The 24083-nt window shown below is 69.1% G+C and carries 22 protein-coding genes and 1 riboswitch; of the genes, 11 read left to right on the top strand and 11 right to left on the bottom strand.

Annotation, left to right across the window (positions count from 1 at the left end; translation table 11 throughout):
- The 3 genes from ACFY6S_RS22155 to hisC all read right to left on the bottom strand — a co-directional run bounded on the left by ACFY6S_RS22155 (position 1) and on the right by hisC (position 4409).
- Positions 1-1509, bottom strand: coding sequence for a cytochrome ubiquinol oxidase subunit I (locus tag ACFY6S_RS22155; protein ID WP_388824155.1), 1509 nt, complete (start codon positions 1507-1509; stop codon positions 1-3).
- Between the two features lie 216 nt (positions 1510-1725).
- On the bottom strand, positions 1726-2943 hold the full coding sequence (locus ACFY6S_RS22160) for an IS110 family transposase (RefSeq protein ID WP_389462588.1): 1218 nt from the start codon (positions 2941-2943) through the stop codon (positions 1726-1728).
- Positions 2944-3329: 386 nt separating this feature from the next.
- Positions 3330-4409, bottom strand: coding sequence for a histidinol-phosphate transaminase (gene hisC, locus ACFY6S_RS22165; protein ID WP_388824159.1), 1080 nt, complete (start codon positions 4407-4409; stop codon positions 3330-3332).
- Positions 4410-4822: 413 nt separating this feature from the next.
- On the opposite strand from hisC, the gene ACFY6S_RS22170 reads away from it, so the two are divergent.
- The 3 genes from ACFY6S_RS22170 (at position 4823) to ACFY6S_RS22180 (ending at position 8403) form a co-directional block, all read left to right on the top strand.
- On the top strand, positions 4823-5935 hold the full coding sequence (locus ACFY6S_RS22170; RefSeq protein WP_388824161.1) for a LacI family DNA-binding transcriptional regulator: 1113 nt from the start codon (positions 4823-4825) through the stop codon (positions 5933-5935).
- A gap of 357 nt (positions 5936-6292) precedes the next feature.
- On the top strand, positions 6293-7423 hold the full coding sequence (locus ACFY6S_RS22175; protein ID WP_388824163.1) for a metallophosphoesterase: 1131 nt from the start codon (positions 6293-6295) through the stop codon (positions 7421-7423).
- Between the two features lie 146 nt (positions 7424-7569).
- A complete protein-coding gene (locus ACFY6S_RS22180) occupies positions 7570-8403 on the top strand; it encodes a hypothetical protein (protein ID WP_388824165.1) in 834 nt (277 codons plus the stop codon).
- 42 nt (positions 8404-8445) lie between these two features.
- On the opposite strand, the gene thiC is transcribed toward ACFY6S_RS22180, so the two are convergent.
- Positions 8446-10257 (bottom strand): phosphomethylpyrimidine synthase ThiC, encoded by a 1812-nt coding sequence (gene thiC / locus ACFY6S_RS22185; protein WP_388824167.1) that lies wholly within the window; start codon positions 10255-10257, stop codon positions 8446-8448.
- Positions 10250-10394, bottom strand: a riboswitch (TPP riboswitch). (Overlaps the previous gene by 8 nt.)
- 70 nt (positions 10395-10464) lie before the next feature.
- Between thiC and ACFY6S_RS22190 the strand changes: the two genes are divergently transcribed.
- Positions 10465-11940, top strand: a complete 1476-nt coding sequence (locus ACFY6S_RS22190) for a YibE/F family protein (RefSeq protein ID WP_388824169.1) — start codon at positions 10465-10467, stop codon at positions 11938-11940.
- Positions 11941-11994: 54 nt separating this feature from the next.
- Here ACFY6S_RS22190 and ACFY6S_RS22195 read toward each other — a convergent pair whose 3' ends face one another.
- From ACFY6S_RS22195 to ACFY6S_RS22210, 4 genes are all read right to left on the bottom strand, one after another.
- On the bottom strand, positions 11995-12429 hold the full coding sequence (locus ACFY6S_RS22195; RefSeq protein WP_388824171.1) for an SsgA family sporulation/cell division regulator: 435 nt from the start codon (positions 12427-12429) through the stop codon (positions 11995-11997).
- 102 nt (positions 12430-12531) lie between these two features.
- Complete coding sequence (locus ACFY6S_RS22200; RefSeq protein WP_388824173.1) at positions 12532-13302, bottom strand: IclR family transcriptional regulator; 771 nt, start codon at positions 13300-13302, stop codon at positions 12532-12534.
- Between the two features lie 302 nt (positions 13303-13604).
- On the bottom strand, positions 13605-13826 hold the full coding sequence (locus tag ACFY6S_RS22205; RefSeq protein WP_388824175.1) for a DUF5326 family protein: 222 nt from the start codon (positions 13824-13826) through the stop codon (positions 13605-13607).
- 141 nt (positions 13827-13967) lie between these two features.
- Positions 13968-14285: a cupin domain-containing protein gene (locus ACFY6S_RS22210; RefSeq protein ID WP_388824177.1), complete on the bottom strand. Its 318-nt coding sequence runs from the start codon at positions 14283-14285 to the stop codon at positions 13968-13970.
- 15 nt (positions 14286-14300) lie between these two features.
- On the opposite strand from ACFY6S_RS22210, the gene ACFY6S_RS22215 reads away from it, so the two are divergent.
- The 5 genes from ACFY6S_RS22215 to ACFY6S_RS22235 all read left to right on the top strand — a co-directional run bounded on the left by ACFY6S_RS22215 (position 14301) and on the right by ACFY6S_RS22235 (position 18059).
- Positions 14301-14681 (top strand): phage holin family protein, encoded by a 381-nt coding sequence (locus ACFY6S_RS22215; RefSeq protein ID WP_388824179.1) that lies wholly within the window; start codon positions 14301-14303, stop codon positions 14679-14681.
- Positions 14674-15264 carry a low molecular weight protein-tyrosine-phosphatase gene (locus tag ACFY6S_RS22220; RefSeq protein WP_388824181.1) on the top strand — a complete coding sequence of 197 codons (591 nt, stop codon included), beginning with the start codon at positions 14674-14676 and terminating at the stop codon, positions 15262-15264. Before ACFY6S_RS22215 ends, ACFY6S_RS22220 begins: the two co-directional genes overlap by 8 nt.
- Positions 15261-16394 carry a cystathionine gamma-lyase gene (locus ACFY6S_RS22225; protein WP_388824183.1) on the top strand — a complete coding sequence of 378 codons (1134 nt, stop codon included), beginning with the start codon at positions 15261-15263 and terminating at the stop codon, positions 16392-16394. The genes ACFY6S_RS22220 and ACFY6S_RS22225 overlap by 4 nt, the downstream gene beginning before the upstream one ends.
- A 240-nt stretch (positions 16395-16634) precedes the next feature.
- Entirely contained in the window at positions 16635-17528 is an 894-nt protein-coding gene (locus tag ACFY6S_RS22230; protein ID WP_388824185.1) for a LysR family transcriptional regulator, read from the top strand.
- A 51-nt stretch (positions 17529-17579) separates the two neighbouring features.
- Entirely contained in the window at positions 17580-18059 is a 480-nt protein-coding gene (locus tag ACFY6S_RS22235; protein ID WP_388824187.1) for an NUDIX domain-containing protein, read from the top strand.
- Between the two features lie 101 nt (positions 18060-18160).
- Here the strand turns inward: ACFY6S_RS22235 and ACFY6S_RS22240 are convergent, their stop codons facing one another.
- Positions 18161-19996 carry a globin domain-containing protein gene (locus tag ACFY6S_RS22240; RefSeq protein ID WP_388824189.1) on the bottom strand — a complete coding sequence of 612 codons (1836 nt, stop codon included), beginning with the start codon at positions 19994-19996 and terminating at the stop codon, positions 18161-18163.
- Between the two features lie 320 nt (positions 19997-20316).
- Positions 20317-20958: an HAD family hydrolase gene (locus tag ACFY6S_RS22245; RefSeq protein ID WP_388824191.1), complete on the bottom strand. Its 642-nt coding sequence runs from the start codon at positions 20956-20958 to the stop codon at positions 20317-20319.
- 204 nt (positions 20959-21162) lie between these two features.
- Here ACFY6S_RS22245 and ACFY6S_RS22250 point away from each other — a divergent pair, with 204 nt between their 5' ends.
- Together ACFY6S_RS22250 and ACFY6S_RS22255 are read left to right on the top strand one after the other, a co-directional pair.
- Complete coding sequence (locus ACFY6S_RS22250; RefSeq protein WP_388824193.1) at positions 21163-22023, top strand: GNAT family N-acetyltransferase; 861 nt, start codon at positions 21163-21165, stop codon at positions 22021-22023.
- A gap of 94 nt (positions 22024-22117) precedes the next feature.
- Entirely contained in the window at positions 22118-22570 is a 453-nt protein-coding gene (locus tag ACFY6S_RS22255) for a GNAT family N-acetyltransferase (protein WP_388824195.1), read from the top strand.
- Between the two features lie 37 nt (positions 22571-22607).
- Here ACFY6S_RS22255 and ACFY6S_RS22260 read toward each other — a convergent pair whose 3' ends face one another.
- Entirely contained in the window at positions 22608-23990 is a 1383-nt protein-coding gene (locus ACFY6S_RS22260; RefSeq protein WP_388824197.1) for a serine hydrolase domain-containing protein, read from the bottom strand.
- Positions 23991-24083: the final 93 nt, after the last annotated feature.

Below are 24083 nucleotides of genomic sequence, written 5' to 3' on the forward strand. Positions count from 1 at the left end.
TCAGTACGAGAAGGCCATCGGCCGGTCGGCGTCCGCATGGTCGCCGCCGATCTTGGTGGGCGGGTTGAGGTCGTCGTCCGTCAGCTCGGGCGGCCCGGCCTTGACGTACTTCACCAGCAACCTGACCTCGATCACCGCGAGGACCGCGTACAGCAGGGTGAAGACGATCATCGAGATCAGCACCTCGGCCTGGGAGACCCCGGGAGAGACCGCGTCGGCGGTGCGCAGCACCCCGTACACGACCCAGGGCTGGCGGCCCGTCTCGGTGAAGATCCAGCCCCAGGAGTTGGCGATCAGCGGGAAGAGCAGGGTCCAGAGGGCGGTGATCCAGTACCACCTGGCGAGCTTCGGGCTGAGCGCCTTGGTCCTGAGGAGCACCAGATTCGGCACCTCGTCCTCCCCCGTGCGCAGCGCGGGTGGCAGCAGGAACTTCCTGCGGGTCAGCCAGAGCCCCAGGAGACCGAGGGCGAAGGACGCCATACCGAAGCCGATCATCCAGCGGAAGCCCCAGTAGGCGACCGGGATGTTGGGCCGGTAGTCGCCGGGCCCGAACTTCTCCTGCTCGGCCTTGTTGACGTCGTTGATGCCGGGGACGTACGAGGTGAAGTCATTGTTGGCGAGGAACGAGAGCACTCCGGGGATCTCGATGGCGACGGAGTTGTGTCCCTTGTCGACATCGCCGTAGGCGAACACGGAGAACGGCGCCGGACCCTCACCGTCCCAGAGAGCCTCGGCGGCGGCCATCTTCATCGGCTGCTGCTTGAACATGACCTTGCCGAGGGTGTCGCCGCTGACGGCGGTGAGCATGCCCGCGATCACCACGGTGATCAGGCCGAGCCGCAGTGAGGTGCGCATCACCGGAATGTGCTTCTTGCGGGCCAGATGAAAGGCCGCGATACCGACCATGAAGGCACCGCCGACCAGGAAGGCGGCTGTCAGGGTGTGGAAGAACTGGGTGACCGCGGTGTCCTGCGTGAGGACTTTCCAGAAATCGGTGAGTTCCGCGCGGCCGGCTTCCTTGTTGATCCGGTAGCCGACCGGATGCTGCATCCAGGAGTTGGCCGCCAGAATGAAGTACGCGGACAGGATCGTGCCGATCGAGACCATCCATATACAGGCCAGATGGATCTTCTTCGGCAGCTTGTCCCAGCCGAAGATCCACAGCCCGATGAAGGTGGACTCGAAGAAGAAGGCGATCAGCGCCTCGAAGGCGAGCGGGGCACCGAAGATGTCACCGACGAACCGCGAGTAGTCGGACCAGTTCATCCCGAACTGGAACTCCTGGACGATGCCGGTGACGACACCCATCGCGATATTGATCAGAAAGAGCTTGCCCCAGAACTTGGTGGCCTTGAGGTACTTGGGGTTCTCCGTGCGCACCCAGGCGGTCTGCAGTCCCGCGGTGAGCGCGGCGAGGGAGATCGTCAGTGGAACGAAGAGGAAGTGGTAGACGGTGGTGATGCCGAACTGCCACCGCGCCAGGGTCTCCGGCGCCAGAGCGAGGTCCACGTCTTCTCTCCTTACATCACTTCGCCGTGGCCGGAGCGACGGCTTGCCCCTTTCGCCCTGGACGTAACGCCAGGAACGGGACACGCTTGTGAACGCGTTCACATTCACAAGCATTATGGCGCACACGCTTTCCGGATCTTCGCGTGGGGGGGGGTGCCTCTATGTCTTTCGTCAAGGCGCCCGAGTTCGGTGTGGGGTGGTTCGGGGTTGCTGGGGTTATGCGGCGAGTTCGACGTCCTTCGGTGTTCGGGGTTCGTAGAAGGTGCCGTCGCGGAGCATGGCGAACAGGACGCTGATGCGTTGGCGGGCGAGGCGGAGGAGGGCTTGGGTGTGGGTCTTGCCGCGGGCTCGCTGGCGGTCGTAGTAGGTGCGGGAGGCGGGGTCGGCGTTCATGCAGGCGAAGGCGGACAGGAACATTGCCCGTTTGAGCTGCCGGTTTCCGCCTCGGGGTGCGTGTTCGCCGTGGATCGAGGTCCCGGACGATCTCGTGGTGGGGGCGAGGCCGGCGTAGGAGGCGAGGTGGGCGGCGGTGGGGAAGCTGGTGCCGTCGCCGACGGTGACCAGCAGGACGGCGGCGGTCCTGATGCCGACGCCGGGCATCGACGTCAGGACCGGGGAAAGAGGGTGGGCCTCCAGCAGGGTGTTGATCTGGGTTTCCAGGGCCCGGCGCTGGGTGTGGACGTCAGCCAGGGAGGCGGCCAGAGAAGGGATGACGATGTCGAGGGTGCCGGTGCCCGGGACGACGACAGTCTGTTCGTCCAGTGCGTCGAAGACGTCGTCGATGAGCCGGGTGGCCATGCGTGGGGCTTTCGGGCGGATCAGTTCGACGAGTCTGCGGCGGCCGGCTTTGCGCAGGGCGGCCGGGGAGCCGTGGCGTTCCAGGAGCCAGGTGACGGCCTGGTGGTCCAGGCGCGGTCCGAGGACGCGTTCGAGGCTGGGGTGGAACTGGGTGAGCAGTCCGCGTATCCGGTTGCTGGTGCGGGTGGCCTCGGCGGCGAGGTCTTGGTCGAAGCCGACGAGCACGGTGAGCTCGGCGGTGATCTCGTCGGTCAGTTCCAGGGATCGCAGGGTGTGCGGCATGGTGCGGGCCGCGTCCGCGATCACGGCCGCGTCCTTCGCGTCGGTCTTGGCCTCGCCCGGGTAGTGGTCGGCGATCCGGCGCATCGCGAGTCCGGGCAGGTAGGCGACCTTGCAGGCCGCATCGCGGGCGACGGTCAGGGGCAGGGCGCCGATGGAGGCAGGCTGGTCCACGATCACCAGGACGGTGCCGAACTTCGCGGCCAGTTTGTCGAACACGGCCCGCAGCTTCGGCTCGCTGTTGGGCAGCTGCTTGTCGAAGACCTTCTTTCCGGCCAGGGTGAGCCCGTGGCCGTGATGGGTGCTCTTGCCGACGTCCAGGCCGAGGAACACGCCCACGTCTTCGGTGTCGAACATGCCGCCCTTCCAGGGGTGTTGACGGTGCCGGCCTCGGCGTCGGTGTCGTACTCGCGCATCCACGTTATGCAGACCTGCCATCCGCGAGCTGTCCGGCGTTGCGCCGGACCGGGTGGCGGCCGGACCTCTGATCAGCGTCTCCGACGGCACCTCCCGGACCCGGTGACACCACCCCCCAGGTCATCCGTTCGACAGGGGGACACAGTCATGCCGGGCCCGGAGGCCAGCGGCCCCATTGCAGGACCGCGAAAAACATAACGGGGTCCTCCTCCGGACATCAGCGACCTCTCGCCCCTCCCTCCGGCCGTCCAGGGGTACGGCCCGGAAAAGGTCCGGGGCAGCCCCCCGCAGGAGACCGCCCCGGACACCGCGCGCCGCCGCGCCCGCTACATCTCCTTGCGGAACGCCTCGGCCGCCCGGAGGAAGAGGTCATTGGCCTCGGTCTCGCCGATCGTCACCCGCACCCCCTCGCCCGCGAAGGGCCGTACGACCACACCCGCCGCCTCACAGGCGGCGGCGAAGTCGAGGGTGCGCTCGCCGAGCCGCAGCCACACGAAGTTGGCCTGCGTCTCGGGCACGGTCCAGCCCTGGCCGACGAGGCCCTCGTACACCCGCGCCCGCTCGCCCACCAGCGAGCCGACGCGTCCCAGCAGCTCGTCCTCGGCGCGCAGCGAGGCGATCGCCGCCTCCTGCGCGATCTGGCTCACCCCGAAGGGAACCGCGGTCTTGCGCAGCGCCGCCGCGACCGGCTCATGAGCGATCGCGAAGCCGATCCGCAGCCCGGCGAGACCGTACGCCTTGGAGAAGGTGCGCAGCACGGCCACATTCGGGCGGTCGCGGTAGATCTCGACACCGTCCGGCACCGCCGCGTCCCGGATGAACTCGCGGTACGCCTCGTCCAGCACCACCAGCACATCGCTCGGCACCCGGTCGAGGAATCGTTCCAGCTCAGCTCGGCGCACCACCGTGCCGGTCGGATTGTTGGGGTTGCAGACGAAGATCAGCCGGGTCCGCTCGGTGATCGCCCCGGCCATCGCGTCCAGGTCGTGCGTCTCGCGCTCCGTCAGCGGCACCTTGACCGAGGTGGCGCCCGAGATCTGCGTGATGATCGGGTACGCCTCGAAGGAGCGCCAGGGGTAGACGACCTCGTCGCCGGGGCCTGCCGTGGCCTGCAACAGCTGCTGGGCGACACCGACCGAGCCCGTCCCGGTGGCCAGGTGCGAGGCGGGCACCCCGAAGCGGTCGGCCAGCTCGTTGATCAGACCGGTACACGCCATGTCCGGGTAGCGGTTGAAGACCCCGGCGGCCGATACGGCCTGCTCCATCACCCCCGGCAACGGCGGATACGGGTTCTCGTTGGAGGACAGCTTGTACGCGAGGGGCCCGCCGGACGCGGCCGGCCTGCCCGGCTTGTACGTGGGAATGCCGTCCAGCTCGGCGCGCAGCTTGGGGCTCGTCTCGCTCACCGCAGGTCCTCCTCGGCCGTTCACGGATCCGTACACCTTCAATACTGCTCACCTTATGAGGATTCCCGGCCGCGGCGTATGGCCGGAGCGGAACGGGCCGGCCGAGGAGGAGGGGCCGGCAGGGACGATGCCGACGGAGAGGTCTTGCGGGAGGGGCGCGTTCGCCACCTCTGCGCACGCCCATGGCTCGCGCCGTGGCGCGCATCGCCCGTAGAGGTGAGTTGAGACCTCTTCGAAACATGGACCGTTCGATAGGTCCGGACCGCTCCTTACATAGGAGATCATGGAAGAACTCTTCAACCCCCTTCTCTTCCCAGCCAGTTCGAACCGTTAGACCTTGCAGAAACGTGACTGCTGCCGGGTGCATATGCGACCGGCCCTACCGCCCGCCCGAGCCCTACTATCGGCTCGCTATGACAGCAGCAGGGAAACACCAGGTGAGCCGGACGGACACGACGCGTCGGGGAAACCGGCAAAGCCGGGCGGGCATCAGGGACGTGGCCGCCGCAGCCGGTGTCTCCATCACGACTGTCTCGGACGCGCTCAACGGCAAGGGCCGCTTACCCGACGCCACGAGACGCCACGTCCGGGAGGTCGCCGAACGCCTCGGCTACCGGCCTTCCGCCGCGGCCCGAACCCTCCGTACCGGCAAGTCGGGCCTCATCGGCCTGACCGTGACCACGTACGGGGATGAACCTTTCACCTTCACCGAGTTCGCCTACTTCGCCGAGATGGCCAGGGCCGCGACCTCGGCCGCGCTCGCCCGCGGCTACGCCCTCGTCATCCTCCCCGCCACCTCCCGCCACGACGTCTGGGCCAACGTCGCCCTGGACGGCACCGTCGTCATCGACCCCTCCGACCACGATCCGGTGGTCGCCGAACTCGTCCGTCAAGGACTCCCCGTCGTCTCCGACGGCCGGCCCGCCGGCACCGTGCCCGTCACCGCCTGGGTCGACAACGACCACGAGGCGGCCGTCCTCGATCTGCTCGACCACCTCGCCGACGCGGGCGCCCGCCGGATCGGGCTGCTCACCGGCACCACCACGGACACCTACACCCGGCTCTCCACCACCGCCTATCTGCGCTGGTGCGAGCGCGTCGGCCAGGATCCGGTGTACGAGTCCTACCCGGCCCACGACCCCTGCGCGGGGGCGGTCGCCGCGGACCGGCTGCTGGCCCGTCCCGACCGCCCCGACGCCGTCTACGGGCTGTTCGACCCCAACGGCACCGATCTGCTCGCCGCCGCCCGGCGGTACGGCCTGCGCGTGCCCGAGGATCTGCTGCTGGTCTGCTGCAGCGAGTCCACCGTGTACGCCGCGACCGAGCCGCCCATCACCACGCTCTCGCTCAAACCGCGCCGTATCGGCACCGCGGTCGTCCAGCTCCTCATCGACGCCATCGAGGGCATCGACACCGGTCGGCCGGTCGAGCAGGTCATACCGACCGAACTGATCGTCCGGACCTCCTCGCAGCGGCGTCCGCCGCGCACCACCGTCAGCCCCCCGCGCTCCCCCGCGGGCGACTGACCGCGTACGGCCGGCGGCCCGGGGAACCCAGGGCCGCCGAGGAGCGCCGGGATGGCGCCGGGCCTCCGGTTACGACGTTCCGGTGTCCCGGCAACGGTCCCGGGCCCGACGGCCGTAGACTCCCGGGGTCGGCCGGAGGACCAGACCTTTCGCATTTGGGGCGATCGGCGCGAAAATCGTTGCCGATCCGGAGGTCCGACCGGATTCACCACCCCTGGTGCGTCCCACAGGACCAGCGGCATTCCTATGATGGGCGCACGACACCACGGACTTTCCCCTATCGTCGATGGGCTCATCCCCATCCCGACCGGGCGGGCCCTAGGGGTGTACGGCGGCGCGACGGTGGTGGAGGGGTCGATGACACAGGGGGCCGGCCAGGGACCCGTGGTGCGGACGGCGACGTTGCGCGACTTCCGCGTTCCGCCGTACGCGCAGATGCCCGTTCAGTCCGGAGAGCCGGCGCGGCCCGAACCGGCGCCGGGGCAGGCACCGTTCGACGCGGTGGTGACGGACGGCCCGTCCGGGCACCCCGGCAACGCGATCCCGGCCGACGAACTGCCGGAGGGCTACACGCCCACCGAACGCGACCTCCCGGTGATCAACCGGACGGACACCGTCCAGGTCCATGTGGACCCCGTCGACATCCCCGCGACCGACGCCCTCGGCCCGCTCTACGCCGTCGGTGACGTCCACGGCTACCTCGACGAACTGATCGCCGCCCTCGCCGGGCAGGGCCTCATCGACGCGGAGGGCCGCTGGGCGGCGGGCAATGCCCGCCTCTGGTTCCTCGGCGACTTCACCGACCGGGGCCCCGACGGCATCGGCGTCATCGACCTCGTCATGCGCCTCTCCGCCGAAGCCGCCGCCTCCGGTGGCTACTGCAAGGCCCTGATGGGCAATCACGAACTGCTCCTCATCGGCGCGAAGCGATTCGGCGACACTCCCGTCAACTCCGGCGCCGGCACCGCGACCTTCCAGGCCGCCTGGCTGCTCAACGGCGGCCAGCGGACCGACATGGAGCGTCTTCAGGACGTTCATCTGCAATGGATGTCACGGCTCGACGCGATCGTCGAACAGGACGGGCATCTGCTGATGCACTCCGACACGACGGCCTATCTCGACTACGGCTCCACGATCGACGACGTCAACGACACCGTGCACCAGATCCTGACCCGCAATGACGCGGACGAATGCTGGGATTTGTTCCGCAAGCTCACCAAACGCTTCGCGTTCCGTGACGAAGGCGGCGCCGAGGCCGTGCGCGAACTGCTCTCCCAGTACGGCGGACAGCGAATCGTCCACGGCCACAGCCCCATTCCCTATTTGCTCGGGGAAGTCGGCACCGAGGACGACACGGACGGCGAAGAGGACTCCGGCCCCGGAGTGGAAGGGCCGCACGTATATGCCGACGGACTCGCCATCGCCATGGACGGCGGCGTCACCATGGCCGGGAAACTGCTGGTGGAACAGCTTCCGCTGACCGGCTGAGGAAATGCCGGACCGGTGATTTCCGGAAACCCCCTGTCACCCCGCGCCAGAACAGCTCTACCATCGGCTTATCCGTAGCAGGCTCTCCTCCGTTCCGCCGGCTCTCCGTCCCGCACGGACGACCCGGCCCTACGGAGTATCGGGGGATGCACATGAACAGCGCTCCACACCTGCTGAGCGAGGATCGCGCGGATTTCGAGCGGATCCTCGGCGACGCACTGCGCACCGCGCACGAACGGCCCGATCTCGCCGAGATCGGCCGCCGGCTCAATGCAGAACAGCTGCGCACGATGGCACTGAAAGCCACGGCGCTGATCACCGCGTCCGCCGCGGCGGAGTACGAGCATTACGCGAAGGTCCGCGAGGACGCCCGCTCGCCGGCCCTCACCGCCTCCTCGATCCAGGATTCCGTCCTCGACGCGGGGGACGACGACGCACCGGGCTCGGGTGCCGGACTCGCGGCCGTCATCACCGTGCTGGTCCCGATTCTGGGCGGCACAGCCGCGTTGATCTTCCTGCTCGTCGGCTATCTGCTCAAGGCCCTCGACCCCGCACCCGCGTTCGCGACCAGCATGCTGGCCGTCGGCTGGTTCTTCGCGGCCGTCACCGTGCTCGGTGTGCTGGCCGCGGCGGTGGCGCTGCTGGTCACCGCCCTGCGCAACAGCGCGACCCAGCTCCCGGCCGAGGAGTCGCCGAGCGGAGAGCCGCCGGACGAGGTGGCCCGTGCCCGGGAAGCCTGGCGCCACGCCCTACTGGAGCGGGGCATCCTGCCCTTCCTGCGGACCGCGCTGGCGGACCCCAGCGCCGATCCGGCCGCACCGGGGCCGCCGCGCCGGATCAAGCACCTGCCCAAGATCGGCTACAGCCGTCCGGACTTCTCCAGCCCCGACGAGGGCGCGGCGGACGGCCGGCGTCCGACCTTCAGCAGTCCGGACTTCACGAGCCCGGACTTCGGCGGTCCTGACCACCGGCCGGAGTAGCTCCGACCGGCGCTCAGGACGCCCGTGCCGTCGTACGAACGCTCAGTCGGCCAGCGGCAGATAGACCCGGTTCCCGGACGCCGCGAACTCCCTGGACTTCTCGGCCATGCCCGCCTCGGCCTCGTCCGCGTCCATGGCCTCACCGTGCCGGCGCCTGATGTCCTGCGAGATCTTCATCGAGCAGAACTTCGGACCGCACATCGAGCAGAAGTGCGCCGTCTTCGCGGGTTCCGCCGGCAGGGTCTCGTCATGGAACTCCCGCGCCGTGTCCGGGTCGAGCGCCAGATTGAACTGGTCCTCCCAGCGGAATTCGAACCGGGCGTCGGAGAGAGCGTCGTCCCACTCCTGCGCCCCGGGATGCCCCTTGGCGAGATCCGCCGCGTGTGCCGCGATCTTGTACGTGATGACACCCGTCTTGACGTCATCGCGGTCCGGCAGGCCGAGGTGCTCCTTGGGGGTGACGTAGCAGAGCATCGCCGTGCCCCACCAGGCGATCATCGCCGCGCCGATCCCGGAGGTGATGTGGTCGTACGCCGGAGCCACATCGGTGGTCAGCGGGCCGAGCGTGTAGAACGGCGCCTCCTCGCAGATCTCCTGCTGGAGGTCGATGTTCTCCTTGATCTTGTGCATCGGGACATGGCCCGGCCCCTCGATCATCGTCTGAACGCCCAGCCGCTTGGCCGTCGTGTTCAGCTCCCCCAGCGTGCGCAACTCGGCGAACTGCGCCTCGTCGTTGGCGTCGGCGATGGAGCCCGGCCGCAGGCCGTCACCCAGGGAGTACGTCACGTCGTACGCGGCGAGGATCTCGCACAGCTCCTCGAAGTTCTCGTACAGGAACGACTCCTTGTGGTGCGCGAGGCACCACGCGGCCATGATGGAGCCGCCGCGCGAGACGATGCCGGTCTTGCGACGGGCCGTCAGCGGCACGTACCGCAGCAGTACCCCCGCGTGGACGGTCATGTAGTCGACGCCCTGCTCGGCCTGTTCGATCACCGTGTCCCGGTAGATGTCCCAGGTCAGCTCCTCGGCCTTGCCGTCGACCTTTTCGAGGGCCTGGTAGAGCGGGACGGTGCCGATGGGCACGGGGGAGTTGCGCAGCACCCACTCGCGGGTGGTGTGGATGTTGCGGCCGGTGGAGAGATCCATGACGGTGTCGGCTCCCCAGCGGGTCGCCCAGGTCATCTTCTCCACCTCCTCCTCGATGGAGGAGGTGACCGCGGAGTTGCCGATATTGGCGTTGACCTTCACCAGGAACCGCTTGCCGATGATCATCGGCTCGATCTCCGGGTGGTTGACGTTGGCGGGCAGTACGGCCCGGCCCGCGGCGATCTCCTCGCGTACGACCTCCGGGGAGACGTTCTCGCGGATCGCGACGTATTCCATCTCCGGGGTGACCTCCCCGGCACGGGCATACGCGAGTTGGGTGACCGCCCGGCCGGGGTGGCCGCGGCGCGGGCGGCGTGGCCGTCCGGGGAAGACCGCGTCGAGACCCCGTAGATCGGTCACTGCGCTCCGGAGCACTCCCCCGCGCGGCGAGGTGTGCTTGAGGCCGTCGTCCTCGGGGCGGACCGGCCGCCCGTCGTACTCCTCGGTGTCGCCGCGCGCGACGATCCAGTTCTCCCGCAGGGGCGCGAGGCCACGGCGTACGTCGGTTTCCACCGCGGGGTCGGTGTACGGCCCCGACGTGTCGTACAGCGTCACATCCTTGCCGTTGGTGAGGTGCACCTGCCGGACCGGCACCCGGAGATCGGGGCGTGAGCCCTCCACATATCCCTTGTGCCAGCCGATGGACTTCCCGGCCTCGTTCGGATTTCCCGAATCGGAGGCAGGCGTGCGTGCGTCCTGAACGGTCATGAGACCTACTCCCTACGCCGGCATTACCCGGTAACAGGTTCAGCGGTCGACGCAGCTCAGGCGGGTGGGGAAGAGTCCCGCACCACCTCGTTCAGCGCCCTCTCAGCCCGGTGCTCCGAGCTCCCGCGTGTGCAAAGGTGTCTCCACGCTAGCGCCATTTCGGGCGTGCTGAACAGAGGGCCCCCTCCTTCTTGCGATGATCTGGCGGTGACCTCACCCCAGCAGACTCACGAGCCGCACGGCCACTCGCACAGCCATGGGCCCGCCGCGCCGGTCTCGCTCCATCTCCGTAAGGTGATCGCGGCGGTCCTGATCCCCTTCGCGGCCGCGGTCGTCGTCGGGCTCGCCGTTCTCTGGCCGGGCGGCGCCCCCGCCCACGAGCGCACCGGTGTGGGCTTCGACCGGCAGACCGAGCAGGGACGCGTCGTACAGCTCGAACGGGTCGACTGCAAGGACGTGAACGCCTCGCAGGTCCCGGCGACCGGTGACACGTCCACGCCGCAGGGGCGCGAAGCGGTGCAGGAGGAGACCGGCACCTGCAAGAAGGCCACGATCGAAGTCACCAGCGGCAAGGAGAAGGGACACACGTTCGTCGAGATCGTCCAGCCGGACGCACCGCGGCAGTTTCACGTGAAACAGGGCGTGGTGGTGGCGTACGCGCCTGACGCTCCCCGCGATCTCCAGTACTCCGTGACCGATGTGGACCGCCAGTTCCCCATGGCCCTGCTCGCCGGCATCTTCGCCCTGGCGGTGGTCGTGGTGGGACGCATGCGCGGAGTCATGGCGCTGGTAGCGCTCGCCATCTCCTTCGCCATCCTGACGCTGTTCATCCTGCCCGCGATTCTCCAGGGCTCGAACCCGCTGATCGTGGCGGTCGTGGGGGCGAGCGCGATCATGCTGATCGCGCTCTACGCCTGCCACGGTCTGACGGCCCGTACCTCCGTCGCGGTACTCGGCACGTTGATCTCACTGCTGCTGATCGGGCTGCTGGGGTCGCTCTTCATCGGCTGGGCGAGCCTGACCGGCAACACGGACGACAACACCGGTCTGATCCACGGTCTCTACCCCGAGATCGACATGAGCGGTCTGCTGCTCGCGGGGGTCATCATCGGATCGCTGGGTGTGCTGGACGATGTGACGGTGACCCAGACTTCGGCGGTCTGGGAACTGCGTCAGGCGGACCCGACCATGGGACCGCGCGCCCTGTACCGCGCGGGCATCCGGATCGGCCGGGACCACATCGCCTCGGTGGTCAACACCCTCGTACTCGCCTACGCGGGCGCGGCGCTGCCGCTGCTGCTGCTCTTCTCGATCGCGCAGTCGAGCGTCGGCTCGGTCGCCAACAGCGAGTTGGTGGCGGAGGAGATCGTACGGACCCTGGTGGGCTCGATCGGGCTGGTCGCTTCCGTCCCGGTGACCACGGCGCTGGCGGCGCTGGTGGTGTCCGCCGACCGGCACACCCCGGGACAGGCGGACCCCGGCCCGGCCGGACCGGCAGCGGCGGGGCCGACAGGCCCCGGCGCGGGTGCGGAGGGCGCCGGCCCGACCGGGCCGGGTACGGGTCCCGCATCCGGTCTGCCGGGCCCCGCATCCGGAGGGCCCGGGGAGGCCCCGTCCGGGCCGCCTCCGGGTGCTCCGGCTCGCGGTCTGGGTGGCGGCCGGGGCCGCCGCCGCAAGAAGTAGCGCGGGCGGCGGAAATCACCCGGACGGCCCTGTTCGACCGGCACCTGCCCGGGCTCAGCCGGCGTTCTCCTCAGCGAGGATGCGCCCCAGGGCATCCTCCAAATTGCCCTCGAAGTCACTCAGAGTGCGCTCCTGACCGAGCGGGACCAGTCGGTCCGTACGGTCCAGGAAGGCCACCAGCGGGGCCGCGCTGACCCGGAAGAGCGCGTGATCCTCGCCCACCTGGAGCCGCATGTGCACATCGGAGAGATCGTCTGGTGTGGTCGGCGCGATGTGCACATCGCCGTCCCCACTGGGGGTGTTGATGCCGTCGAGCAGCAGTTCGCGACCGAACGTCCAGGTGACAGGGGCGTCGCCAGGCAGATGAAAGGTCATCCGCACCGCGTAGGGGTCCCTCACTTCGTAGTGAAGTTCCACCGGGATACGGAACGAGAGCTCCTCGGAGACGAGGAAGCTCATCAGGACCTCGGCCTGGACCGACTCGCGCATCGTGTACTCCGGAGTAGATGAAGCAGTGGCTGGGAATGATCCCCTTGGACCCTCTTGACGCCATGGTGCTGTAAGCGCTAGCAGATCACAAGGAGTAATTTTTCAGATACTGATAGAGAAGGCTAGCGAGGTCAGCAGCGCGCCGATCTCTCTGTGTAATCGTTCGATCGCCGGAAGCAGTCGCTCCTGCTCTTCAAACGGTATGGAAATGGCCACTGCGGCGGCGGTGCAACCCACAGTGACGGGCACGGCCGCGCAGACCGTGCCCAACGCGTACTCCTGCCGCTCCAGGACCGGTTCCATCCGCCCCAGCGAGCTCAGACGCTCCAGCAGTGCGCCGCTGTCCGGTACGGAGTGCGGCGTGAGCGGGCGGACGGGATGGCGGCAGAGATGATCGCGGCGCTCCGCGGGGGTGAGCTGGCTCAGCAGGCACTGCCCGATGGCGTGGGCGTGAGCCGTCTCGCGGAAATCCGCCCATTCGTCGATGGCGGGGGACGCGGCGCTGTCGGCGACGGCGACCAGATCGATCTCGCCCTCGTGGTAGATCGCGAAGTACACCGGGGCGCCGACTATGTCGCGCCAGTGACCGAGGGAATCGGCGATCCTGCTGCGCCGGTTCTGCAGCGCCTCGCTGCGCCCCAGCCGCTCCACCGCCTCGCCGAGAACGAAGACGCCCCGCTCGCGGCGGAGGTAGCCCTCGTAGGTCAGCGTGCGCAGCAGGTGATAGGCAGTGGGCAGCGGGAGTCCGGCCTCACGTGCCAGCTGTTTGGCGGTGGCTCCGTCCGGATGGGAGCCCGCTGATTCCAGTAGTCGTAACGCTCGCCGCACCGAGCCGATCAAAGTAGGGGTTGCGGTGGTAGTAGCTGTGGCCAAAGGTCACCCCCAGGCTGCTGACGAGCCAATGCCCGCCCGCGGGGGCCGCCCCCGCGCGCCCGCCGCACCCGGCAAGGAAACCGAGGGGCCAGGGACCACCGAAGGCGCCTGAAATCAGGCGGACCCGGGAATCCCTGAAACCCCGCCCGGAAAGATCGCACAAACCCATGTTCGGAGCGGTCGTCGTAGGGATTTCCCAGGGTGCGGCAGAGAATGGCCACTCTAGGGGCACGCCGGGGCCCAGGTTGGTTTCCCGTTCACCTTTCCCTCGCGCGGGCTAACCGTCATACGGGACGACAGCCCTACCAGTCGCCTCGCGTGGACGACGAGGACGACATGAACTTCCGTACGACGTAGATCAGTCCACCGACCAGCGCCACGAAGACCAGCACCTTGAAGAGCACCGAGATCACGAACGTGAGCAGGCTGACGATCAGCCCGCCGAACACGACGAGGGCGATCACCGGCACCGCGACCCACTTCACCCACCACGGCAACCCTGTGAATATCTCCCGAACCGCCATCGCCCCTACCTCGCTTCACCGAGTCGCACGAGAATCCGCTGTCATCGTCGATGCTAGAGCGCCCGAAGCGCCCACGGTGGCCCACGATCCCCCGCTCTCCCCTGATCCGACCCTGAGACATGCGTCAGGGTCGAAGCGCGGTCAGCCCTCGGGAGGGGAGAACACCACCATCACCCGCAGATCCTCCGAGATGTGATGGAACTTGTGCGCCGTCCCCGCCGGCACGTAGACCACGCTGCCCCGCGCCACCTGCGTCGTCTCCATCCCGACCGTGATCGCGGCCCGGCCGCTCACCACGAGGTACACCTCGTCCTGCGCGTGCGGCTGCTGCGGGTCGCTCGCCCCGGCGTCCAGCGCGTACAGCCCCACGGACATGTTGCGCTCGCGCACGAACTGCAGATACGCGCCGTCGTTGGCGGCACGCTCCGCCTCCAGCTCATCAAGTCGGAATGCCTTCATGCCACGATCAGACACATGAAGAATTTCCTCGTCAAGACACTCGCCAACGCCGCGGCCCTGGCCGTGGCGATCTGGCTCCTCCAGAACATCACCCTCTCCGGTGGCAGCACCGGCACGAAGGTCCTCACGCTGGTCCTCGTCGCCCTGCTCTTCGGCGTCGTCAACTTCGTCGTCAAGCCGGCGGTGAAGCTCCTCACGCTGCCCCTGTTCGTTCTCACCCTCGGGCTGTTCACCCTCGTGGTCAACGCCCTGATGCTGCTGCTGACCTCGTGGCTCGCGGACAAGCTGAGCCTGAGTTTCCATGTCGAGGGCTTCTGGACGGCGGTACTGGGCGGCTTGATCATCTCGATCGTCTCGTGGGCGTTGAACATCGTGCTCCCCGACGACAATGACTGACCGTCCCGCCGGCCACACCGGGAGCCGGGCCACCACGAGCCGCACCGCGTCCCGCCCGTACCGCGTCTGCTTTGTCTGCACCGGCAACATCTGCCGTTCCCCGATCGCCGAATCCGTGTTCCGCGCGCGCCTGACCGAAGCCGGGTTCGACAGCGCCGTGACGGTGGACAGCGCGGGCGTCGACGGCTGGCACGAAGGCGACGGGGCCGACCCGCGCGCCGTCGCCGTACTCGACGCCCACGGCTATCCCGTCGACCACACGGCCCGGAGGTTCCGCGCCGCGTGGTTCCCGCTGCTCGACCTCGTCATAGCCCTCGACGAGGGGCATCTGCGGGAGCTGCGCCGACTGGCGCCCACGCCCGCCGACGCCGCGAAAGTGCGGCTGCTGCGCTCGTACGATCCCACCGCGGGCCCGCCCGGCATCTCGTCGGACGATCCGGCAGCGGGAGCGGACGGCGCGCTCGACGTGCCCGATCCCTACTACGGCGACAGCGCCGGCTTCGAGGAATGCCTGCGGATGGTGGAAGAGGCGAGCGAGGGGCTGCTCACCGCCGTACGAGAAGCGATACAGGAGACGGAATGAACGACGAAAGAACCGTCGGGGACGGCACCCGCGCGGTACGGGCCGGGCTTCCCGACCCCGTGAAATACGAGCCGACCCTGCCGGGCCCGGTCTTCGCCGCCCACTTCCACCTGCCGGGCGAACCGACCGGACCGTACACCTACGGCAGGGACGAGAACCCGACCTGGACCCACCTGGAACGCGCCATCAGCGAATTGGAGGCACCGGGGGAGTCCGTCGAGACCGTCACCTTCGCCTCCGGGATGGCCGCGATCTCCGCAGTGCTCTTCTCGCAGCTCAAGGCCGGCGAAGCGGTCGTCCTGCCCGACGACGGCTACCAGGCGCTCCCCCTGCTGCGGGAACGTCTTGAGGCGTACGGCGTCGAGGTCCGGACCGCGCCGACCGGCGGCGACGCCCAGCTGGAGGCGCTGGCCGGGGCCCGGCTGCTGTGGATCGAGACACCCTCCAACCCCGGACTCGACGTCTGCGACGTACGGCGCCTGGTGCGCGAGGCGCATGCGGCGGGCGCCCTGGTGGCTGTCGACAACACCCTGGCGACCCCCCTCGGCCAGCGGCCGCTGGAGCTGGGCGCCGACTTCTCGGTGGCCAGCGACACCAAGGGCATGACGGGCCACGGGGACATCCTCCTCGGCCATGTGACCAGCGGCGATCCGCGACTCGCGGCGGACGTACGGCGCTGGCGGAAGGTCGTGGGAGCCATTCCGGGGCCGATGGAGGCATGGCTCGCGCACCGTTCGCTGGCCACCCTCCAGCTGCGCGTCGACCGGCAGTGCGCCACCGCCCTGGAGCTGGCGAAGGCGCTGGAAGGGCGGGACGAGGTGAGCGGGCTGCGCCACCCCGGGCTGCCCGGCGACCCGTCTCACCCGATCGCCTCGCGGCAGATGCGACGCTTCGGCTCCGTCGTGTCGTTCGTCCTGCCCGACCGGGCCCGCGCCGAGCGCTTCCTCGACGAACTGCGGCTGGTGGACGACGCGACGAGCTTCGGCGGCGTACGGTCCACCGCCGAACGGCGCGGCCGGTGGGGCGGCGACGCCGTACCGGAAGGCTTCATCCGCTTCTCCGTGGGAGCCGAGGATCCCGAGGACCTGATCGCGGATGTCCTGCGCGCCCTGGACGTGTCGGCCCGCTGAACCGGCCGCCGGCCACGATCACGCGTCAGCCGCGTCCGGCGTCCCGGAAGGCGGACGGTCCGAGCCTCCCCCCTCGTGGCTCGGACCGTCCCGGGTTCCACGCGCGGAGAACCACGTGCCCAAGGCTAGTTGACTCTGCGTCAGTGTCCAATCACAGTAGCGACAGGGAGCTATCGACTTATTTATAGTTGACGGTCCGAAGTGGCTGCGAGTGCGAGGTTCGAGACGGGAGAACGGAACTTGGACCTGGCACTGCTGCGCACCTTCGTCACCGTGCACCGCGCGGGATCCTTCACCCGGGCCGCCGCGCTGCTCGGCCTCTCCCAGCCCGCCGTGACCGGTCAGATCCGCACCCTGGAAAGGCAGCTGGGCCGCCCGCTCTTCCTGCGCCAGGCCCGGGGCGTGACCCCCACCACGATCGGCGACGAACTCGCCCACCGCGCCGCGCCTCATCTCGACGCGCTGGTCGAGATCGCCGAGACCGGGCTCGAAGAGGAATCCGGCGTACGGACCCTCCACCTGGCCGGACCACCGGAATTCACCTCCCTGCGCGTACTCCCCGCCCTCACCCCCCTCACCACCCAGGGCCTCGCCCTGCGCACGTCGTTCTTCGGCAACGCCGAGGAAACCCTCGAAGGGCTGGCCGCCGGGCATCATGATCTGGCCATTGCCACCGCCCGCCCCCGAGGCGGACTGCTCACCGCGACTCCGCTCTGCGACGAGGAACACGTTCTGATCGCGGCGCCCCGCTGGGCGGCCCGGCTGGGCCACACCGTGCTGCGCGAGGGACAGGTGGTCCTGGAGCAACTACCGGTGGTGGAGGTGCACGAATCCCTGCCCCTCGTCTCCCGGTACTGGGTCTCCGTCTTCGACTCCCGCCCGGCCGCCGCCGGCACGGTCATCGTCCCCGACCTGCGCGCCGTCCTCGAATGCGCGGCAGCCGGTGCCGGTCTCGCCGTACTGCCCCGCTACCTCTGCGAGGGAGCCCTGGAACGCGGGGAGGTGGTCGCGCTGCTCGACCCGCCGGTGCCCCCGCTGCGCACCTATTTCCTGGTCGTACGCACCGGCACCCTCGCCCTGCCACCGATCGCACGGGCGCACGAGTGGCTGCTGCGCGCGGCCGTCGACTGGTGACAGCGGGGCCGGAGGAGTTTCAGACACGGTGCCGCGGGCGAACCTTTTCCCATGACCGAACGGCCCGTGGTCAAGCGCACCGCACGCGCCATCCTGCTGGACGGCGCTGACCTGATCCTCATCAAACGCACCAAACCGGGCGTCGATCCTTACTGGATCACCCCCGGCGGCGGGGTCGAGAAGAGCGATGCCACCGTCGTCGACGCGCTCCACCGCGAAGTGGACGAGGAACTCGGCGCCAAGATCGTCGACGTGGTGCCCTGCTTCGTGGACACCGTCGAACACATCGCCGGTGGCGGGGTGACCGGCGTGAAGGTCCAGCACTTCTTCGTCTGCCGGCTGGAGTCCATGGACACCTCCCTGCGGCACGGCCCCGAGATCGACGAACCGAGCGGGCGGTACGAGATCGTCAGAGTTCCGTTCAGCCGGGTCGGCATCGCCGCGGTCCACCTCGTACCGCTGTCGCTGCGGCACTACCTGGACGGCAATATCGAGGGCGTGCGCGCGATGCACGCCCCCGACCTGGGCTGACGCCCGCACCGAACCGCCCGGACCCGCGGCGCGGCCGGCGCAGCGGAGGCACCCGGGCGGTCCCCGTCACCTGCTCGCCGCCGGGCTCGGTGCGGCGGGGCTCAGTTCGCTGCCGCCAGCAGTTCCTCCAGGGAGTCGTGCCGGATTCGCTCCGACGGGATCCCGGCCCCCCTGAGCGCGTCGAGGCCGCTGCGGATCAGCCCGGGAGGACCGGACAGGTAACCGTCGTACTCGTGCCAGGGGCCGTAATCGCGCACGGCCTCCGGGAGCCGCCCCGTGAGGCCCTGGCTCGGGCCTTCGGCCACCACGGGGCGCACGGCCAGCCACGGGTGCTCGCTCTGGAGACGCAGCATCGTCTCGATGTCGTACAGATCCTGACCGCTGCGCGCACCGTAGAAGACCTCGACCCTGCGCCGGTGCCCATGCTCGGCGACATCCTCGATGAGCGCCTTGATCGGTGCGATTCCGGTGCCTCCGCCCAGGCAGAGCAGACCGTTGTCGGTGCTGTGATCGACGGTCATGGAACCGACAGGGGCTCCCAGCCGCAGGACATCACCGGGTGCGGCCCGGTGGACCAGGGCGTTGGAGACCCAGCCGGCCGGCACCGCCTTGATGTGGAAGGACAACAGACCGTCGGGCCGGGGCGCCGAGGCGAAGGAGTAGTGCCGCCACACCCGGGGCCACCACGGCGTCTCCATGCTGGTGTACTGACCGGCACGGAACGGATAGGGCTGGTCGGGCCGGACCGTGACGACAGCGATGTCCGCGGTGCGACGCTCGTGCGAGACCACCTCGGCCTGCCACCAGGCCGGCGCGTGCTGCTCGTTCTCGGCGGCCGCGTCGATCATGATCTGCGAGATCGTGGTGTACGTCCTGACCCAGGCGTCCTCGGTCTCGTCGTCCCAGGTGCTGGCGGCGTAGCGGGACAGCGCGCCCATCAGCGCCTCGCCGACGGCCGGATAGTGCGTCGACCGGGTGCCGTACTTGCGGTGTCCTCGGCCCAGTTGGCGGAGATAGCCCGTCAGAACAGCCGGCGAGTCCATGTGCTCGGCGGCCGTGAGCAGCGCCTTGAGCAGCCGGTCGCGCTGGGCGTCCATGGCCACGGGGAACAGGGCCCGCAGGTCCGGGTGGCGGACGAACAGCAACGAGTAGAAGTAGGACGTCACCTGGTCGGAGACCGGGGCGATCTCGGCGAGCGTACGGCGCACGAGCACGGCGTCGGGCGAGGCGTACGGGTCGACCGCCGCGGCGGACTGCTGCCCGCCCGGCTCCTGCGCGGCCGGTTCCTGTGCTGCCGATTCCTCCGCGGCCCGCACTTCGGGGGGCAGCGCTGCCGGCACCGGTACCTCGGGCGGCAGGGATCCCGAGCCGCTGCCGCTCTCCGGCGCATCCGCGCCCCGCTCGGGCATGGCTGCGGGGGGCGGTGTGGGCTCCGGCTGTACAGGGTGGGGGCGTACGGCGTCGGGCTCCTGCTCCGGCAGCGCCGCGGGAGTGGGGTCGCCGGCCTGCGGGGCCGGTGTCTGTGCCTGTTCGGCGCCACCGTCCGCCGCTACGGCGGCCTCTTCGGGGATCTGGGGATGGGAAGCGGGTCCGTCCCCGTTCTGGCGCCCCTTGGGCCGCGGCTGGAAGGCATCCGGGACGTCGGTGGTCGGCGCGGGCGAGGGGGCGCCGTCCGTCCGGCCCTCGTGCCCCTCGGCGCCGTCACGCGGGGGCGGCGCGGAACGGGTGCCGCCGGAACCCACCGGGCGTATGGAGGCAAGTGAGCGGCTCGGGACGGGTATTCGTTCCCGTCCCGCCGCCTCAGCACCGCCTGCCGTCCCGGCATCCGGTCGGCCACCGCTGCCGGGGGCCTTGCGGGGAGCGAACCAGCCGGCTCCCGAGGTACCACCGTCTCCGGAAGTACCGCTGTCGGCCGACGTGGTAGTCGGAGCGTCCATGGTGTGTGCCTCGCCTCGAACATCTTTCAGTCGGTCTGCGCGCTCCCGCTGGACCGGAATACGCTGGTGTTTCCCCCGCTCTGACTAGGACTGCCGTCAGCTCATGTCAACCCCCGCCGTAGCCCATGTGCGGACACGGGCCGCCGCAATACGGCATTGCCCGCAGCGCCTGCCGTCGCAGCATGTCAGGCCGGACTGTCGCGAGGGACAAAAAGCGCGAAGTCCGGCCATGCGTACCGGATTTACCGTTAGGCTGCATTGCTCCCGTGTTCATCCGCCGGGCTCCGACCGCGTTTGCACAGCTCTGTGGGGCCAGGGTATTACTGCCCGAGGCATGCCAGCTCGTACGCCTCACGCAGATCGCCCCCCGAGTACGTGTATGTGGCGAGTCCCGCCAGATGGTGATCCGCATTCACCGCTACCGACCTGGGCACCACCGTGAAAATCTCCGCGTCCGACATCGAATCACCATAGGCAACACAGTCGTCCATGCTCACCCCGAACTCCGCACACAGCTGGTTCGCGATCTTCACCTTGGCGGCCGGGTTGAGAATGCCCGCCCGATCGATGGGTTCGGCAAAGGGCAGCACCGGCCAGCGCGAGCCGTGAGCGGCGTGTACGCCCCAGCCCAGCAGCCGCGAAACAAAGAAATCGGGCGAGAGGGAGATAACGGCACAGTAATCACCGCGTTCCCGAATCTCCGCCCACACCTCCCGGATGCCGGCCAGCCAGGGAGCCTCCTCGAAGGCCACCGCCACGTGTGCCGCGGTGAGTTCCGCCCACAGTTCCCGCACTCTGACCGCGAATTCGTCCGGCGCGAGTCCTCGCGTCAGAAACTCGCGCTCCAACTGGGCGATTTCCGTACTCAGCCCCAACTGACGGGAAATTTCCACAGCGGCAGCCGACCCTCGGATGAGCGTTCCATCGAGGTCGAAGAGATGAAGCTTGCGCGCGCTCGCCATGTGCACCGAGGTTAGTACCTGCGCCTGCCGCCGTCGCCCCACGTCCAACGACCGGGCAGCAGGCGCCGTGTTTCACGTGAAACATCCCGCTCGTCAGGCGGCGACGTGACCGGATATCAACTCCGTGACCCACCGGGAGCCCGTCCTGTCCACTTCCCGTAAAGCGGTGGACGAACGATCTCCCGTTCCGACAGCCTGGCCTCCATGCCGACATCGCTCTCCGCACTGCCCATTCGAGCCCTGACCATGGGCGACCTCATGTCCTGCGCGGACTTGGCCGAAGACCGCGGCTGGGCGCGCGAGGAACACAAATGGAGCCTTCTCCTGACCGCGGGCACGGGCTACGGCATCACCGATCCCGAAGATCCCGAGGGCAAGCGGCTGGCGGCCGCGGTCGTCACCACTCCCTACGGTTCCCAACTGACCGCTATCGGCCTGATGCTCGTCGCGCAGCGGCACGCCAGGAAGGGCCTCGGACGTCGGCTGATGAGCCACGTACTGCGCGAGGCGGCTCCGGCGCCTCTGGCGCTCTGGGCGACACCATACGGCCAGCCCCTCTATCAGCAGCTCGGTTTCATCGGCGTCGGCACGGTGGAGAAGCTGAGTGGGCACCTCTGCCCGCCCGTATCCGTCGCGAGCGTCACCACCCGCCCGGCGACCGCCGAAGACCTCCCGGCCATCATCCGGCTGGACACCGAGGCATCCGGAGTCGACCGCACCCCGCTGCTGACGCGACTCCCCGCCTTCGCGGACCGGCTCAGAGTCTCGGAAGAGGGGGCCATCCTTACCGGATACGCCGCGGCCTGGCCCACCCCCGAGGCGGATGTCATCGGCCCGCTGGTCGCGCAGGACACGGAGGTCGCGAAGGCGCTGGTCGCCTCACTGGCACGGCCGGACAGGCCGATACGCCTGCACCTCGACTCGCGCCACCAGGGACTGCTCGACTGGGGCAGGGAGCACGGCCTCGTCTCCGGCGCCCTGACCACCACCATGGTCCACGGACTTCCGGACCTGCCAGGTGACTGGAAGCGACGTTTCGCGCAACTGAGCCTGGCAACGGGCTGACCGCCCGACGAACCCGCGCCGAAGAGTCATGCCCGGTGGCGAACCCGCGAGCCGAACGGACGCTGCCCTCACGGCTCGACGTAGTCTGCGGTTCATGAGCGATCTGACGATACGACCAGCCGACCGTGACGACCTTCCCGCCATCGTGGCCATGCTCGCGGACGACCCCCTCGGCGCCCAACGCGAGTCACCGGACGACCTCACCCCGTACACCGCGGCATTCCAACGCATGTCCGACGACCCCAACCAACACCTCATGGTTGCCGTACGCGACGACCGGGTGGTCGGGACACTCCAACTCACGATCGTCCCGGGGCTGTCCCGGCGCGGCGCCACGCGCTCCATCATCGAAGCTGTCCGCGTTCATGCCGACGAGCGCGGCGGCGGGCTCGGCACCCGATTCATCGAGTGGGCGATCGATGAATCACGGCGCCAGGGGTGCCAACTGGTGCAGCTCACTTCCGACAGTGCCCGTACCGATGCCCATCGCTTCTACGAGCGGCTGGGATTCACCGCCTCCCACATCGGCTTCAAGATGAGTGTCTGACACCGGACCATGTTTCACGTGAAACGTCGACGCCGGCTCACTCCTCGGCACCCCGCCAACCGCCGTCGTCGACGCCGCCAGGAATCGCGTCACCCGGCTCGTACGGCTCACGGGTGAAGACGAACGAGCCGAGGTCGAGATGGCTCACCGACCCGTCCGACCGTCGCACCACACGCAGGGTCTCCCCCGCGTAGTAGGCGTCGAGCCCCGTCCAGGTTCCATCGGGCTGCGCGGCGAAGCGGGAACCGCGACCACCACCACGCTGGGGATACAGCTCCAGTCCTCGATCGGTCACCAGCTTCAGCCCGAAGACGCTCGTGCCCCAGTACCACAGCCCTGTCAGGGCCAGCAGTTCCTGGTCCACCTCGGACATCGGCGTCCATGGCCCGGGCATCCGAGGTTCCGCATCGGCCACAATGCCGACGAGGTCCGCGGCCACGGCACCGATCTGCGGCCCGGATGTCACATTGGCGAGCGCCACCGCCGCCACCCGGTCCTCCACACTCGCCCACAGACAGGCGACGAAGCCCGGCAGCGACCCCGTATGCCCGATCAGTGTCCGCCCGCCCCGATGGGCCAGTTGCACCCCGAGTCCGTAGGTGCCGTCCCATTCCCCGGCCCCGGCGGGCACGGACGGGGTACGCATCTCCTCCACAGAGGCAGCGCTCAGTACGCTGGGAGCCCCTTCGATGAGAAACATGGCGAGGCGGCAGAGATCAGCGGCGGTGGACCAGAGCTGACCCGCCGGGGCCATCAGCCCCAGGTCCTCCACCGGCTCAGGGAGCACGACATCGGCCCAGGGATGCACGGCCCACCCGCGCGCGTACGGAGCGACCGGCTGAGCGCCCGTACGGTCCATGGCCAACGGCCCCAGGACCTCGTGCCGCAAGGTCTCCTCCCAGGACGCTCCGCGAACCGCCTCCACCAAAGAGCCGAGCAACGTGTAACCCGTATTGGAATAGTGGTGACGCCGCCCCGCGGGGTGCAACATCGGCCGTTCGCCGAGAACATCCGCCAGCCCCGGACGGAGCACACCGGGTGTCCGCTCCCACCAGGGTGCCGGAGACTCGGCGCTCAGCCCCGCGCTGTGGCCGAGAAGCTGAGCGGCCGTGACCTCGCCGACGCCTGTGCCCGGAAGGTGCCTCTCCAGAGGGTCGTTGAGGTCGAGCAGCCCTTCGTCGCGCAGCCGGAACACCAGAACAGCGGTGAAGATCTTGGTGATCGAACCGATGCGGTACTGCGTCCCGGAATCCGGAGAACGCCCGTCCACCCCGCCCCGCGCCCCCGCCCACGCCATCTTCCCCTCACGCGCCACCGCCCCGACGAACGAGGGGGCCCGCCCCTCGGCCTGCGCACGCGCGATGCGGTGTGTCAGCGCCCGCTGAGTACCGGGCAGAAGGTCGTCCCAAGATGAGGTCATGCCTCACATCTACCGGTGAGGGACTCGTCAAGTCGACTCCATAACGACGCGTGCTGCGGGCAACCGGCCGCGGAGCGTGGGGGCCGGCTCACG

The organism is Streptomyces sp. NPDC012835 (assembly GCF_042900885.1).
Lineage (GTDB): Bacteria > Actinomycetota > Actinomycetes > Streptomycetales > Streptomycetaceae > Streptomyces.